This window comes from Agarivorans sp. TSD2052, from assembly GCF_023238625.1.
GTDB lineage: Bacteria > Pseudomonadota > Gammaproteobacteria > Enterobacterales > Celerinatantimonadaceae > Agarivorans.
The window spans coordinates 2,712,063-2,726,683 of record NZ_CP096670.1; the positions used below are offsets into that span (position 1 = coordinate 2,712,063).

At 43.1% G+C, this 14,621-nt stretch carries 15 protein-coding genes; 10 read left to right on the forward strand and 5 right to left on the reverse strand.

Annotated features, from left to right (window positions below; genetic code table 11):
- Positions 1–130 precede the first annotated feature (130 nt).
- Positions 131–2,101, reverse strand: a complete 1,971-nt coding sequence (locus M0C34_RS12250) for an alkyl sulfatase dimerization domain-containing protein (protein WP_248711973.1) — start codon at positions 2,099–2,101, stop codon at positions 131–133.
- 334 nt (positions 2,102–2,435) lie between these two features.
- Here M0C34_RS12250 and M0C34_RS12255 point away from each other — a divergent pair, with 334 nt between their 5' ends.
- The 9 genes from M0C34_RS12255 to M0C34_RS12295 all read left to right on the forward strand — a co-directional run bounded on the left by M0C34_RS12255 (position 2,436) and on the right by M0C34_RS12295 (position 8,201).
- The gene (locus M0C34_RS12255) at positions 2,436–3,362 is read left to right on the forward strand and encodes a LysR family transcriptional regulator (protein WP_248711974.1); all 927 of its coding nucleotides are present in this window, start codon (positions 2,436–2,438) and stop codon (positions 3,360–3,362) included.
- Positions 3,363–3,515: 153 nt separating this feature from the next.
- Positions 3,516–3,941 carry a hypothetical protein gene (locus M0C34_RS12260; protein ID WP_248711975.1) on the forward strand — a complete coding sequence of 142 codons (426 nt, stop codon included), beginning with the start codon at positions 3,516–3,518 and terminating at the stop codon, positions 3,939–3,941.
- Between the two features lie 120 nt (positions 3,942–4,061).
- Positions 4,062–4,622 (forward strand): hypothetical protein, encoded by a 561-nt coding sequence (locus M0C34_RS12265; protein ID WP_248711976.1) that lies wholly within the window; start codon positions 4,062–4,064, stop codon positions 4,620–4,622.
- 312 nt (positions 4,623–4,934) lie between these two features.
- Positions 4,935–5,432 carry a hypothetical protein gene (locus M0C34_RS12270; RefSeq protein ID WP_248711977.1) on the forward strand — a complete coding sequence of 166 codons (498 nt, stop codon included), beginning with the start codon at positions 4,935–4,937 and terminating at the stop codon, positions 5,430–5,432.
- Positions 5,433–5,497: 65 nt separating this feature from the next.
- Complete coding sequence (locus M0C34_RS12275; RefSeq protein ID WP_248711978.1) at positions 5,498–5,839, forward strand: hypothetical protein; 342 nt, start codon at positions 5,498–5,500, stop codon at positions 5,837–5,839.
- A 301-nt stretch (positions 5,840–6,140) separates the two neighbouring features.
- On the forward strand, positions 6,141–6,632 hold the full coding sequence (locus M0C34_RS12280) for a DUF2798 domain-containing protein (protein ID WP_248711979.1): 492 nt from the start codon (positions 6,141–6,143) through the stop codon (positions 6,630–6,632).
- Positions 6,633–6,681: 49 nt separating this feature from the next.
- Entirely contained in the window at positions 6,682–6,996 is a 315-nt protein-coding gene (locus M0C34_RS12285; RefSeq protein ID WP_248711980.1) for a DUF3861 domain-containing protein, read from the forward strand.
- A gap of 128 nt (positions 6,997–7,124) precedes the next feature.
- Positions 7,125–8,000 (forward strand): SDR family oxidoreductase, encoded by an 876-nt coding sequence (locus M0C34_RS12290; protein WP_248711981.1) that lies wholly within the window; start codon positions 7,125–7,127, stop codon positions 7,998–8,000.
- A 6-nt stretch (positions 8,001–8,006) separates the two neighbouring features.
- A complete protein-coding gene (locus M0C34_RS12295; RefSeq protein ID WP_248711982.1) occupies positions 8,007–8,201 on the forward strand; it encodes a putative quinol monooxygenase in 195 nt (64 codons plus the stop codon).
- Between the two features lie 141 nt (positions 8,202–8,342).
- Here M0C34_RS12295 and M0C34_RS12300 read toward each other — a convergent pair whose 3' ends face one another.
- A complete protein-coding gene (locus M0C34_RS12300; RefSeq protein WP_248711983.1) occupies positions 8,343–10,592 on the reverse strand; it encodes a peptidase U32 family protein in 2,250 nt (749 codons plus the stop codon).
- 347 nt (positions 10,593–10,939) lie between these two features.
- Between M0C34_RS12300 and M0C34_RS12305 the strand changes: the two genes are divergently transcribed.
- On the forward strand, positions 10,940–11,203 hold the full coding sequence (locus M0C34_RS12305) for a DUF5062 family protein (protein WP_248711984.1): 264 nt from the start codon (positions 10,940–10,942) through the stop codon (positions 11,201–11,203).
- A gap of 96 nt (positions 11,204–11,299) precedes the next feature.
- Here the strand turns inward: M0C34_RS12305 and puuE are convergent, their stop codons facing one another.
- The 3 genes from puuE to M0C34_RS12320 all read right to left on the reverse strand — a co-directional run bounded on the left by puuE (position 11,300) and on the right by M0C34_RS12320 (position 14,365).
- Positions 11,300–12,223, reverse strand: a complete 924-nt coding sequence (puuE, locus tag M0C34_RS12310) for an allantoinase PuuE (RefSeq protein WP_248711985.1) — start codon at positions 12,221–12,223, stop codon at positions 11,300–11,302.
- A gap of 8 nt (positions 12,224–12,231) precedes the next feature.
- Positions 12,232–13,620 carry an 8-oxoguanine deaminase gene (locus M0C34_RS12315; protein WP_248711986.1) on the reverse strand — a complete coding sequence of 463 codons (1,389 nt, stop codon included), beginning with the start codon at positions 13,618–13,620 and terminating at the stop codon, positions 12,232–12,234.
- Between the two features lie 115 nt (positions 13,621–13,735).
- Positions 13,736–14,365 carry a TetR/AcrR family transcriptional regulator gene (locus M0C34_RS12320; RefSeq protein WP_248711987.1) on the reverse strand — a complete coding sequence of 210 codons (630 nt, stop codon included), beginning with the start codon at positions 14,363–14,365 and terminating at the stop codon, positions 13,736–13,738.
- Positions 14,366–14,621: the final 256 nt, after the last annotated feature.

A 14,621-nucleotide genomic window follows, 5' to 3' on the forward strand; every position in this document is an offset into this window, starting at 1 on the left:
AGAGTAAAACAGCGATGTGTCGAAGAAGCTCTGCAAGCTCAGAAAAAGGGACCATGTTGGTCCCCTTTATTGCCTTAAACTTCACTTAACAATGCTTAATCAATTAAAATTAATCATCGCTAACAGACATTTAGCGAACGATAAGCATGAGATCTTTTGGTGCCGTTGGTTTATCAAAATAGCTCATGAACAGACCAAAACCTTGAATGTCGCCATTGCTAAATACAAAATCTCCAGTCTGTAGATTTTTACCTATAACTTGTTGCGCGTTTGGACCCGCCATCAAGATTTGGTTTAGCACTGCACGGCTAGTGTTAATTTCAACATCAGCACCTTTTATTGCAGTGTCATGCAATTGAGCAATACCATTACGAATTTCAATAGTAAATGACTCCTTAGTATCTGCAAACTTGTAGGTCATTGCCATTTGCACGTCTAAGGTGTTCTCAGCGATAAGCGTAGATGTCATCATGTCAAAGATTTGCTGGCTTGGCAGTGCCGTTAGTACATCTACCGATGCAAAGCTAATCATGTTTGAGAAGTCACGAGTACCTTCTAACTCTGCAGCTGCGTTTAGACCCCAGTTACGCCAGTTGATGTTTACTTGATCTGCAGCCCACGCTTTATAAGCAGACGCTTTCAGTTGACGAACTTCTGTGTCGTTTTTATTCACGGTAATTGGATAAGACAAAATCTCAGCAGCAAAGGTGTAGTTCTCAGCGTCGATTGCGGCCTTAGCAGTCTGAATAATATTGTCGCGGCCACCCATAATTTCCACGAATGCTTTAGCGCGTTGCTGGTAAGCCATTGGCTCTAACTGCCATGGATCAGCTTCAAAGAAACCGTTGTAACCCACATAAATCTGACGAACAGCATGAGCCACTGTACCGTAATGCTCACCTAACCACGGGTGCTCTGCTAAGTGCTTAGGTAGCTTAACCACTTCGACTAACTCATCTGGGGTCATGCCTTTATTCATGAAACGAATCGTTTGGTCATGAGTGTACTGAATCGCATCTCGGTAAGCGGTTAATATGCTAGCGACGGCTTCTTTACCTTCTACCGGACGGCCATGAGAGTTAATCATTATTTCAGTATCAAATTCACGCATAACATCGATACCCTTGAACCACATCGCAGGATCACGGAACTTAGTACCACGGATAGTATGAAGATTAGGGAAGTTTTCGCCTTGCAGTACTTCTGCGGCATGTAAAATCTTCTGCTCTGGCAAGTAAACCACTACTTCATCTTTGGTTTCAGACGGCACATTAACAATTTCTAGTTTAACGCCTGCAATGGTGATATCTAATCGGTCTTTAAGTACTACGTTTGGCTCAATGAACGAAATATCTCCTTGCATGAAGCGAGGACCCAAACCATCGTTTACTGTACCGTGTTCGCCTTCCTCAACGTGCTTAGCGCCAGTATAAGAAGTACGGTGCCCAAACAATGTACCAAGGTTAGAAGACCAGTTAGCTACTGCCGCAGTTAAGCCTTCTTGAGCGATAATTTTAACATCGCCAGACTCAACTTCAGCATCGGTTGCCCATGCACGCACACCTGAAATGTGGTCGATGTGGTTATGCGAATAAATAATAGCTTTAACCGGCTTATCAGTAATCTTGCGGAATTGCGCCTTTACCGACTCAGCCATTTGAACCGACTCGCCTGGATCAACAATAATAATGCCATCATCACCTTCGATCATAACCGGTGTATCTAGGCCAAAGCCGTAACCTAGGTACACATTATGATCGACTTGGATAATCGCTTGGTCCATTTTACGGCCATGTTTAGTCAGGCTTGGATGCACGTGTTCTGACTCTGCGGTGTACGCCAAAGATTCACCGGTTGTAGACAGCACTTTAATGCGCTCGCCCTTGCCCCAGAACAAATTAGATTCATGTTCGAATAACGTCTCACTCTTATAGCGAGCGTTAAGATCGATATTTTGGTACTGAGCAGCAGAGCTAGTTTGCAGCTCTTGACCAACTGTTGATGCTGCTTCTGTAACTGGCGTTGCGGCAGCAACACTTGACGCAAATAGCGTACTCGCTATGGCTATTGGCAGAGCCATTATCTTGAACGAACTAGTCATGGTGACGACCTTATATTTTGTTGCAAACAATAGAATTTTTTAATGGGGCTAATAGTAGGCATCTATAACCAACGGAACCACAGGCTAAAACGAATTCAATTCATCGTAATTACGATGATTTATATATCTATCTATATTTTTATCTCTATTGCAGCACTGCTCTTCTCACCCTGCTATAATTAACTTAATCAGCATTATTCATTCAAAATCTAATCAATTATGGTTTGTTGTAGAGCTGAGTAAAAAAGGTGAGAATAGTTTTAAACATCGTTTTTACGATGATTAGAGTAGCTTTTAAGTTCACACAACATTGGTACACTAAGAGCAGTTAGCGATGAACAACGATATACCCAATTTTAATTTACTGGCGATATTTGCTGCCGTGATGGAACAAGGTAGCTTAAGTAAAGCGGCTAAACACTTAAGTACCAACCAATCTACGATCAGTACCGCCTTAAGCCGATTGAAAAAACAAATAGGCCAAGATTTGTTTATTCGAAGTGGTCGAGGAGTCGTGCCAACGGCTTACGCCTCTAGCTTATATGCACAGATTCAACACCCCATTCAGCAGCTCAATCAGGTGTTTCAGGCTATTGGCGATTTTGACCCAGCAGTATCTAAACGCCAATTTGTGATGACGGCTCCTGAGCACCTGCAATGGATTTTACTCAATCAGTTTGCCAACAAAAAGAACAAAGACATCCGTTTAGAGATTTTCGACCAACCCGATGACGATGAGAAAATGTACGATGGATTGCTTACCCAACAGTTTGACGTAATGATTGATATTTTCCCTCCCAGCCATCCCAACATTGAGTCTCTGCAGTTATTTGAAGGGGATTTTGTGATTGTTTGCCGTAAGGGCCACCCTAGAATTGAGGGTAAGCTCAGTGAGTCTCAGTACATGGAAGAGACGCATATTCTTTTAGAAAGAACCCGAAACAAAGTACGTAGCTTAGGTCACTATACTACGATAGATGTGAGTCAACGAAAGGTCGCTTATCATGGGCGCTCACTATTCAATAACCTCGTGTTGTGTAGTCAATCTGATTACATAACAGTAGTGCCTTTATCGATGGCCCTACAGTTTGAAAATCACCTGCAACTGCAAGTATTCAAACCACCTTTTGAGTATAAAAAGGTCTCTAACTACCTCATTTGGTTAAAAAAGCTAAATCACGAACCAAGCCATAAGTGGTTTAGAAACGAGTTAATAGACATCTCAACAAAAATTGTGGCTCGAATGAACAATACATTTTGAAAAACCGCTTAAGCGAGTCTCTGTCTACATGGATAAACCTTACCCCACGCATACACTAAATGTTTACTTATAAAAGACACAATGACTTATGGTTTTTGGATATGATATAGGCAAGGCGATAAATACTAGGTGTTACTCATTCAGGGAGGAATTGTGCTTAGATCATTAACGTTCTATTGGCCCTTGTTGTCTTTCGCAATTATCTTGGCCGCATTAAGTAGCTATTTAGGGAGTATCGATAAGCCTAATTGCAACGTTTTTTTTGGGTATAGTGCTTCAATATGGTCGCTAATAATGTTTTGCTTCGGTTTTCCATTATTGCTAGCGGTTGGCTCCGCCTACAGCTTCTATGCTGGTTGCTACTCCCTTAAGCAAGGGATCTATCCGCCCACCAACGTTCCTTCTCTGGGCATAAAAGTCCAGACGGGGTGGACCGCTAAACTACGAGCTTTAGTCGCCTTGTTATTTCCCATTTTAGCGGTGGCAATTATAGTGCTAGGTATCCATACCTTTGACGACGTCTTAGGCAGTCAAAGTTTACCCACATTACAAATGAAACTTGCGGGTAAGTGTAGCTAGCAGGTAAGCTAGCCAAGATATCGAGTTTAGTAAGTCTGTCATTGTCTTGTTTAAAAACACCTCGCTTACCCGTTCGGTGCTTTACCCTTAGCTCATTGCTTATTAGGAGTTATGTTATACATGGAAGCGCTATTTCGTTTACTGCAAAAATACGCAACAGGAAAGATCATAAGCGGGTTGTTTGTATTAACTATGTCCGTTTATATTTCAATGCTGGTTTATTCGATACCTGCTGTGTCGGCATACTCTCCAGGCATGGCACTCTTTGATTTATCCCCTTCCGGCTACTCATATACTTACGCAAATGATTTGTTAAGCTCGTTAGGAGAAGAAGGACGCCACCTTTATCTGTCGATTCAGCTACCATTAGATTTTATTTATCCAGGCTTATTCTCTATTACATACTCATTGTTGCTTGTTTGGATAATTGGCAAAACACAGGCAGAAAATTCAAAAATCCGCTACTTTGCATTGGTGCCTTTTATGGCGGGTGTATTCGATTACCTCGAGAACATATTCATTATAAAAATGATAAGCTCTTTCCCTGATTTACAGGTCTCATCAGTAAAAACTGCCAGTGCATTTACTCTGCTTAAAAGCAGTTTTACGATGGCATTCTTTGTCTTGTTAATTGCTGGTTTTGCCGTGTTATTGAAACAAAAGCTGTCAGCGTCTGATTAGTGGCAGATTGATTTAACGACAAGTCGCAGGGATCTAATGTTGATACTTAAACCTGGTCAATCTCATCGCAAGCGCTAATACGCCTCGATGTTAAGCAATATGGCGGTTGTCATTGCTGACTCATTGGCGTTTAATCATCAAGCTGTTATTTAACCGCGAGCTTCACAGTAAAGACTTACATCTCAATAGTTCATGGCCATGTAGGCCAACACAAAGTACGCTTAGCCGCTTTAACTCAGTCAGTTTCGTCTGGCAAAGTATCATCAAATGCTGGCTGCGAGGGAGTGCAAGTGAATCGTCAAGGAGACAATATTGAACACCAAGCAATGTATGGCCTGCAAAGAAGACATTTTAGCGGAAGCGCTTAAGTGTAAACACTGCCAACAAATTCAGACTAAAGCGGCAAATTTACAAAATAAGCCCGCTTTTAACTACTTAGTTATAGCCATGCTTGGCGCCTTCATCGTCTGGATTTTTTATTACATCATTTCAATGTCTATAAAAGAGCCTACAAAGCCAACATTTGAGATAAGTTCAGCAGAATTTCTGTTAACAGAGTCTGAGCGGGGCCTGAATATACGCTGTATTGGAGAAATCAAAAATCCTACACTTAAAAGGTGGGATGACTTTTCACTACAAGCAGAATTTAAAAATGCTGAAGGGAAAGTCATTGATGTTCTTTACTCTGAACCTCAAGTAACTATTTACCCACAATTTAGCTTTTCAGGCATGGTGTCTGGCGATGCTAGCGCATCAAACGCTGAATATGACTCCTGCGAGTTGGTAGTTGTTAACGCATTTGATTACTAACTCGACCAACATAACAGTGGTGTTAACCAGCCATTGTTTTAAACGACAAGGAGGCAAACCCTAACGTGAAAATCACCCTGCTTATTCTTTCAATGGCATTTTCAGCTATTCAAGCATTGCTATGTTATCTGTGGACTAGAGCAGAAGACAATGCTGCAGATCAATTCCGTCAGTTTATAGATTCAATATACAGTGAAATACCGCCATGGACAGAAACGGCATTTTCGTTAGGTAGGTGGTGGTACTTAAGCGCAATAGCCTGCGCAATGATGGCGATATACACCTATTGGCAAAAATCATCATATATGCACCTATTTCCACCACTGTTAATGGCTATTTTCGGCACTATCGCAATGCTTTATGCCATGTACCCAATCCACCTGATGCTTTTACACGCCCCTTTCTAATATTCGAAGCCCGTTTAGTTACTCGGTGTTCGCTGTTTGAAATGGCTTTTCAGATGCAATCTCTCTTTGTTTATGAGGGCAACGTCGATATGCGAATAGCCATATCAGGCGGCACTATTCCTCGACCATGATTTTCTCCTTACTAAATCCAATGTATTCGCATAGCGAAGAGATTAAACCCGTGTTGGGCAATCTCACATAGGTCGATCTGCGCTCAATATATAGTTGACATAGTCAACCATATAAATTAAAGTAGACTTTATCAACCAAGTTGAACTAGTTTAAAGTTTGGAGCATAACAATGAATACGCCACTAACAGTATCCACCCCGGAGTCTTCCCAAAAGACAACACCACTTATTTACAAAATTATGGTGGTGTTAGTAATGATGTCCTTAATGGGGGGCACGTTAACCGGTGTCATGACCTACATAAACCTTGGTTATACCGACACGTTCTTTACTGATTGGCTGAGCTCATTTCTGCTTGCAGCGGTAACGGTAATGCCAGCAGGTTTTCTAATTATGGCCTTACTAACAAAACTCATTCAGAGCCTACTACCCGATACAAAAGAGCAAACCCGCAATCTTGTAATTGGCATATCGATGGCTTTAATAATGGAGTCTGCAATGGCCTTTACAACCACTTTAAACAATGTGGGTGTTGCTGACATGTTGGTGTTTATCGAAGCCTGGTGGAACGGCCTTTTAGCCGCATTACCAGTAGCCTTAAGCCTTATGTTGGTTGTTTCGATGACAGTAAAACCCAAAATAGAGAACTTTTTAAAAAGCTAACTCAGCCGACATCTATTCACCTATTTTTATTACTAACAAGGTACTACACATGATCGCTAAAAATAAAAAAGACCGATGCTACCGTTTCACCATTGAAGAAGTTAATGCAGACCAAAAAACAGGAAAAACGCTGCAGTTCGACCTTCAAGACAGAGAAAACTTATTTGATGTGGTGGAAAACCTAAAGCAAGGCAGCGGATTAGAACCGTCACTGGCGACTAAAGTCGGTGTAGCCTTGCGTTTACTAGGCCCAGTAATGATGCAAAACCGTAAACACCCGTTGTTTATTGATTTTATGCCTCACTTCAAAAACTTTATGCACAATCTAAAAAGCACGGTAAAAAGTGCGTTGAAAGAGAAATAGTTCAGGTGATGATTAACGACCACTCGCACTGGCAAGCCATTGGTCGCCGCTGGTCGATTTATATCCTAATATATTTATAAAGTAACCCTTCACTGCCACACTAAAGTCAGGAACAAGAGGAAAACAACATGAAAATAGCCATCACTGCAGCAAGTGGTCAGTTAGGGGCGGCAATTGTAAAAGCCAGCGTAGCATTAATGTCTAAGGAAAACGTCATTGCTCTAGCACGCACTCCTGATAACGCTAAACACCTTGGGGTAGAGGTGCGTGCTGGCGATTACAATAATCCCGAACAACTTGAGCAATCGTTACAAGCTGTGGATGTATTGTTATTAGTCTCAGGGATGGACGCGCCTGAAAAACGAATTGCTCAACATAGAAACGTCATCCAAGCGGCAAAAAATGCAGGACTTAAAAAGATCGTTTATACCAGCGTTCAAGGCGCTGAAGAAAATACCGCCTTTTCTCCTGTAATTCAAAGTAATCGCCAAACCGAGCAGGATGTTCGCGACAGCGGCTTAGAATGGGTGATAGGTCGCAACGGCATCTATATCGAACCAGACATTGAATATATCGATAACTACAAAAAAGTTGGGGGCATTTTTAATAGTGCTGGCGATGGAAAATGCGGTTACACCACTCGCACCGAGTTGGCTTACGCTTATGCGCGAATGCTGACCCAAGATAAGCACAACGGACATACTTATAACTTGCATGGCGATTCAATCACTCAGTATCAACTTGCTGATTATATGAATTTAGCCTTTGCTAGCCACCTGACTTATCGTCCATTGAGCGTTGACCAATATCGCCAAGAGCGCATCGAGGAATTGGGGGACTTTATCGGTACCGTTATCGCAGGTATTTACCAAGGTATTAGTGAAGGTAAATCAGATAACCCAAGCCAGTTTGAGCAAGCTGCCGGTCGGCCGCATATCACTTGGGATGAATACTTTAATCAACTAAAATCAGCGGCAAACTCGCCCCACCAAACAGCCAACTGAAACACCATGACCCAACTTATATTAAGGGGGGTTATCCTTGTTCCATCAGCGGATCTTGATGCGGTGAACGCTGAGCCCATCAATCACCTGCGCTTAACCCAAGCTGAAGTAGGCTGCGTCACATTTGAAGTTAGCCAATGTGAAATTAATCCGCTGCGATTTGAGGTGTATGAAGTGTTTACCGATAAAGTCGCATTTTAGCGTCATCAAACCAGAGTCAAGGCTTCAAGGTGGGCAAAAGTATCGGTAAATGCTGAGTGTCACTACCAAATTATTGGAACCGAGTCCCCCGCTGGCGGTCATTTCAGCGAGGGGGTTCTGCGAGGAAGTATATAAGCGAGCTTACAAACCTTGGCTATACTGAGCATTGGTAGAAATGCTCACTATTTCGCTAAGCTGTTGCTGGGCTTGTTGGTCACCCTTCAAGAACGCGTCAAACTGGGTCACTAGAAAGGCTTTATCTAGCTCGGCTTTGGAGCCAGCCCCAATGTTAGTAAGGTCTATAAAGAACTCGTCAAACTGCCCAGCCAAATCACTCACAATATCAACGTTTAAAAACTGCTCGTGGTTGTAAATACTTGGGTAACCGCCCTTTTGTTTATCAACCGCAAACGACACACCTTTAACGTTAGTGATAGTAGTGGCTTTTTCGCACTTAAGCATACAGCCGTCTTCAATACTTGGTTTTTTACACCCTACGGTTTGCTGGAAGAAACATTGCCGGCTAGTCATCATTAAGATGGGGTGATAAATGCTATAGAGCATTTTGAAGTTATCGGGGCGAGTAATATTTCTAATTTGCATACGATTAATTTCGTTAGAAATAAACGCGCCCGCACAATTTAGTTCTTCTTTTAATGTAAGCAAAGCATAAGAGTTAGTGGTATTTAAAAACGGACCCGCAATCCACTCAATCCCCATTTCATAGGCTTTAAATGCTACGCCTGTATTGTTGCTCACAATCCTCGCTGGGCGAACTTGCTCCAACAAGCGCACCGCTTCTAGGTAATCTTTACCAATAAGTACTGCAGGAAACCACGGTATTAAACGTGGGTTTCGTAAGAAAATATCAATGAATTTATTACAGCCTTTCTTAAAGCTTTCAGGCAACTTGAAGTACACATCAGACGAGGTTAGCTCACATAAATGTAAGTCTTTCTCATCAGCAATCAATATCGACATACTAGGCTTGCCAGTATTTCTTGGGTGCTGTTCTAGGGGGGGAACTTCAACTGCAGGCACCACCGCCACTGAGTTATTCAACAAAAATGCAGCTTGATTCTTTAACTCGGTTAACTCTCTAAATGGTAGGCTCAAATTCTCGCCTAGTTCACGACAATCAAATTCTTCAAGACTAAAGTCGTTACTAGCGAAGTTTTTGAAGCGTTTTTCTAATAGCGCTTGGTCAAGCGTTTGTTTGCCTGCAACGGCTAATGGTGAAGGCGTTTCTAGCTGATGTACTTTATCGTTATCGCCAATGGTCATGGTTAAACGTAAGGGCTGATTTAAACTGCCAGAAAAAGCCATTACCAAGGGTTGCTTCGCAATACTTAAGTATTTTATTTTCTCGGCTAACTCTTCACCGATTTCGTTGCGCTCGGCATGTAGCTCTTTTTTCGCTTCTTGAATTTGCACTACCGAAATAGCATTGTATTTATCTACTGCATATTGCGGGCTGTGGTCACGCGGATTGTCGATAAACATGTCTTTGGTAAGATTACCGTGTAAAAAAGAGTTGGTGAAATCACGGTTAAATACTCGATGCAAGTTTGAGTCGTCCGCTAATAACTGGCCGGTTGCTACAAATTTATCGATTTGTTTACGCCAGCTGTCGACGACAGTGTAAACGTAATGAGCACCTTTAATTCGGCCTTCAATTTTTAGCGAGTCCACTTGCGCGTCCACTAACTGCGGCAAATCAAAATAAGCAGAGTTATCTTTTAAGTTAAGCGGGAAGCGGTTACCAGCGTTGGTAATTTCGTACTCATCTCGACACGCTTGACTGCAGCGGCCGCGGTTCCCAGAGTTACCTACGCTCACAGAGCTTGAGTAACACTGACCAGAGAAGGCAATACACAATGAGCCATGCACGAACACTTCGGTTAAAACCTCGTGCTGGTGCGCTAATGCGGTAAGCGTTTTTATTTCGCCAAGGTTTAACTCGCGCGACAAATTAACCCGCGAAGCACCAATCTTGGCCAAGAATTCAATTTGGCCTTCATTGTGCGAAGTAAGCTGAGTAGAAGCATGTATATCCAAAGTGGGGAAATACTTTTTAACTAAATTGAACATTCCCAAGTCTTGAACAATGATGCCATCGATGCCCGAGTTAACAAGCTTATTCAACAACTTAACCATTTGTGGTATTTCGTGTTCAAGAATCACCACATTGAGAGTTAAAAACACTTCGCAGTCGTACTTATGTGCTAAGCGTAAAATACCCAATAAGTCGTCGAAAGAAAGATTAGATGCTCGGTTGCGGGCATTAAAGGTATCTAGACCACAATACACTGCATTAGCGCCCGCGATTACCGCCGCTTTGATGGCTTCTACATCACCACCGGGGGCTAATAACTCTATCTTTCTGCTCATACGACTACACTCACTTAAATACTTGGGCTAACTTGACTGGCCAGAATAGCGCGCGATTTTAACGGCTACAGAACATTAATGCTACAGTTAACCAACCTTAATTGGGGTTGGCGAGCTGAAACCTGCGTTCCGGGCGAAGCCGTTGACGCCTCCCAAGGCCTGGTTATTTTTAATATGGCTAATGGCTGGTTTAGGCAAAGTCAGTATGCACAAACACTCGCTGTTGGTTTTTTCAGCAACTAAAAAAATGCGAGTGCCATAGCTTACATTTAGTGATGAAAGCACTGTTATTAGGCTACGCTTTACCGTATGTTTGATAGCATATTTTAGATACAGCGAGACCTTTAGTGAAAAAGTATAAACACGAAGCACAGCTTTTAAAGAAGGCCTTACAAATTGGTGAGGTATACGCCTTACAACGCGGTTTTGCTAAGTTCCCTCCTGGTATTTCAGAGAAAGACAAGGTAGAGGCGCTGTATATGCTGCTAGCCGAAGATAAACGCTTAACTCCACTGCCTAAAGACAAAATCACCGGTCCTGAGATGCGCCACAAGTTAGTACTTTGGTTAGCCCATCAATTACCTAAAGATCATGAATTACTCGGGGGCTGAGCCCTTCAGTGCACCATAACAACACTAAAACAGCACTATTTGAGTGCTGTTTTTTATTGGGCTGCCCTGTAAAGAGATTAATGGGGTCGACATCGCTTACTTCGTGCCCTGCTCGGCTAACCAATGCTCGGCAATTTGCTCTCGCGTGGCGTACCACACTCCTTCAAACTGCTGGGTATACTGAATAAAACGTTGCAGAGCGGCCAATCTCGCTGGGCGGCCAATAATTCGGCAATGCAAGCCAATACTGAGCATTTTGGGCGCTGTTTCCCCTTCAAAGTAAAGAACGTCAAAAGCATCCTTTAGGTACTGATAAAATTGTTCGCCACTGTTAAAGCCTTGTGGCGTAGCAAAACGCATGTCATTGGTATCTAGCGTATAGGGCACCATTAACAGTGGTTTACTGTAGTTCTTATCCCAATAAGGTAGGTCATCGGCATAACTATCAGCGCAATACAAAATGTCGTTTCGTTCTGCCAGTAACTTCAGGGTATGAGGGCTAGTACGGCCGGTATACCAGCCTTTAGGCTTAGCACCCGTGAGTTGCTGATGAATAGCAATAGCTTGCTCCATATGTTCTAGCTCTTGCTGTTCAGTGAAATCTTGGTAATGGATCCAACGTAAGCCATGACTGGCGATTTCCCAGTTGGCGTCTAGCATGGCAGCAAGCGCCTGCGGATGGCGTTGCAAGGCCATGGCTACAGCGAACACCGTCACCGGAATATTGAGTTGAGTAAATAATCGATGTAAACGCCAAAATCCTGCTCGGCTGCCATACTCATAAATCGATTCCATACTGAGGTGGCGGTCTGGGTAGGCGGTAGCCCCCACAATTTCTGACAAAAACTGCTCTGAATGAGTATCACCATGCAATACGCAATTTTCACCGCCCTCTTCGAAGTTAATCACAAATTGTAAGGCAATCTTGGCGTTATTTGGCCAATTAGCGTGGGGCGGGTGTTGTCCATATCCGACTAAGTCACGCGGGTATGGGTTGTTAGGCTGTTTTTTATCGCTCATAGTTATCCTTACGCCACCAATTGCTTGGCTAATTGGTGGTGTTTTGCTTTAAGTTGGTTTAGTTGCGCGCGGGTGTCATCGCCATTTTCAATAATCCATTTACCCGCCACCATCAGTTTGTTCACTTGGCTAGCGCCACACAAAATCAGGGCTGCCAATGGGTCATGAGCACCGGAAAAATTGAGCCCATCCAGCTTATACAGCCCTAGGTCTGCTTGCTTGCCAGGAGCCAACACGCCAATATCTTCACGCCCCAGCACTGCGGCACTGCCTTGAGTCCCCCAGTTGAGTACTTGATGGTGGGTAATTTGATCGGCGCGATAACGCAATCGTTGCTGCATTAATGAATGACGTAATTCTTGAATCATATTAGAGCTGTCATTAGAGGCTGAACCATCCACTGCCATACCAACATGACAACCCGCAGCCGCTAAATCTAAGGTGGGACAAATGCCCGATGCCAACACCATGTTAGAGGTGGGGCAATGGGCGATACCAATCTGTGCAGCACCTAAGCGTTGTATTTCTGCTTCATCAAAATGGATGCCATGAGCCAACCACGTTTGCGGCCCCATCCAACCACAATGCTCAAGGTAATCTACCGGGCGCATACCGAGTTTTTGCAGACAAAAATCATTTTCATCGATGGTTTCACCTAAATGGGTATGCAGCCGAACCCCTTGCTGCTTAGCCAACAAAGCCGTTTCTTTCATTAGGGATTCGGTCACTGAAAAAGGCGAGCAAGGCGCTAATGCCAATTGCAGCATACTTCCTTCGCTGGCATCGTGATAAGCCTTGGTGAGCCTTAAGCTATCATCTAAGATTTGCTGTTCAGTTTGCACCACTGAATCAGGCGGCAAACCGCCATCTTTTTGTGACAAGCTCATGCTACCCCGGGTTAAGGTGGCGCGAACACCTAAACGCCCAACAACTTCAGCTTGAATGTCTATCGCCTCACTTAAGGCATGGTTAAACACGTAATGGTGATCGGCCACCGTGGTGGCACCACTTAGCATTAATTCCCAACAGGCAATTTCTGTCGCCAACTCAATATGCTTGGGTGTCAGTCCGCTCCAAATGGGGTACAACGTTTTTAACCAAGGAAACAAAGGCTGATTAATTGCCGCCGGTAAACAGCGCGTCAACGTTTGGTAAAAATGGTGGTGGGTATTAATTAAGCCGGGGAGCAGCACCATGTCACTAGCATCGAGTTGCTGGTCGATGGGGGTAATCGGTTGTTGCCCTGCTGCGACACATTCAACGATGGTGGTACCTTTAACCACGACCCCACCGCGTAAATCTCGCTCTGCGTCGGCCCCTGAAATAGCACCACTAAATACCGCTAATGGGTTTTTTATCCAAAGAGCTTGGTTAGTGCTTGGTTTATTAGAAGGCATTGCGTTTGTCTATTTCCTTTAATAACTTGTCGTTATAAATATGCTTTAACCAACAAGCAATTTCTTGACCAACTAATCAAGTTAAATCAGTATTAATAACACTCACTTTCTAACGCTAAACCTTAAGCCCTAGACCTCGAACCACAATATCAATCAAGTTTTGCTCTGCGCTAGCAAACTCTTTATTACTTAAGGCCTTGCCATGAATCAGCCGGATCTCGGTATCAAAATCAGCGTAGAACTGGGTAGCCCCCCAAATCAGAAACAGTAGATTTAGCGGTTCTACGGCTTGCATTTTACCTTGGTCAATCCATGCTTGAATAAGCGTAGATTTTTGTTTTGCCCATACGACAACTGGCGCTTGCAGTTGGTCTTTTAGGTTTGGTGCGCCTTGGATAATTTCCATCGCGAAGATACGCGAGCTTTTAGGGTGGCTGCGGCTATAACGCATTTTTGAGCGAATATATGCGCTAATGGCAATCGCGGGGTCATCGTCAGCGGTGGTGTTTTCAAAAGCATCGTTCCACATTGCCAGGATATCTTCGAGCAATACCGTATATAAGCCCTGCTTAGATTTGAAATAGTAAAGAATATTGGCTTTGGGTAACTCCGCCCTGTCTGCAATGGCTTGCAACGATGTGCCTTGATAACCGTGTTTCACAAACTCGTTTGTGGCCGCCTTTAAAATGAGCTTCTCGTTCTTTTTTCTAATGGTGCCGCTTTGAGCTGTCGTCGCTTTTGCCATGCTTATTCACTCTCCTTGTTGCGGTGTATCTGTTATATAGTCCGTATATAAAGTTATTATTAAGTATTAATTGGTAAATCACTAGTACTATGTTTGTTTAATATAAAGCAATATTTTGCACCAATATGTCACAAAACTTGCCATACTACGCACCAATCGAGCACAACAAATATTCAACAAATGCAACTTTTACGCTACACCTATAAAGTTGAACAAGTGGTCAGATTTATGCATTGTTTTTTAGGATTGCATATTA

What these genes read in the sequence shown, in the direction of transcription:
- M0C34_RS12250 (WP_248711973.1), bottom strand. Translation starts at nt 2,101, where the DNA reads ATGACTAGTTCGTTCAAGATAATGGCTCTGCCAATAGCCATAGCGAGT.
- M0C34_RS12255 (WP_248711974.1), top strand. Translation starts at nt 2,436, where the DNA reads ATGAACAACGATATACCCAATTTTAATTTACTGGCGATATTTGCTGCC.
- M0C34_RS12265 (WP_248711976.1), top strand. Translation starts at nt 4,062, where the DNA reads ATGGAAGCGCTATTTCGTTTACTGCAAAAATACGCAACAGGAAAGATC.
- M0C34_RS12280 (WP_248711979.1), top strand. Translation starts at nt 6,141, where the DNA reads ATGAATACGCCACTAACAGTATCCACCCCGGAGTCTTCCCAAAAGACA.
- M0C34_RS12285 (WP_248711980.1), top strand. Translation starts at nt 6,682, where the DNA reads ATGATCGCTAAAAATAAAAAAGACCGATGCTACCGTTTCACCATTGAA.
- M0C34_RS12290 (WP_248711981.1), top strand. Translation starts at nt 7,125, where the DNA reads ATGAAAATAGCCATCACTGCAGCAAGTGGTCAGTTAGGGGCGGCAATT.
- M0C34_RS12295 (WP_248711982.1), top strand. Translation starts at nt 8,007, where the DNA reads ATGACCCAACTTATATTAAGGGGGGTTATCCTTGTTCCATCAGCGGAT.
- M0C34_RS12300 (WP_248711983.1), bottom strand. Translation starts at nt 10,592, where the DNA reads ATGAGCAGAAAGATAGAGTTATTAGCCCCCGGTGGTGATGTAGAAGCC.
- puuE (WP_248711985.1), bottom strand. Translation starts at nt 12,223, where the DNA reads ATGAGCGATAAAAAACAGCCTAACAACCCATACCCGCGTGACTTAGTC.
- M0C34_RS12315 (WP_248711986.1), bottom strand. Translation starts at nt 13,620, where the DNA reads ATGCCTTCTAATAAACCAAGCACTAACCAAGCTCTTTGGATAAAAAAC.
- M0C34_RS12320 (WP_248711987.1), bottom strand. Translation starts at nt 14,365, where the DNA reads ATGGCAAAAGCGACGACAGCTCAAAGCGGCACCATTAGAAAAAAGAAC.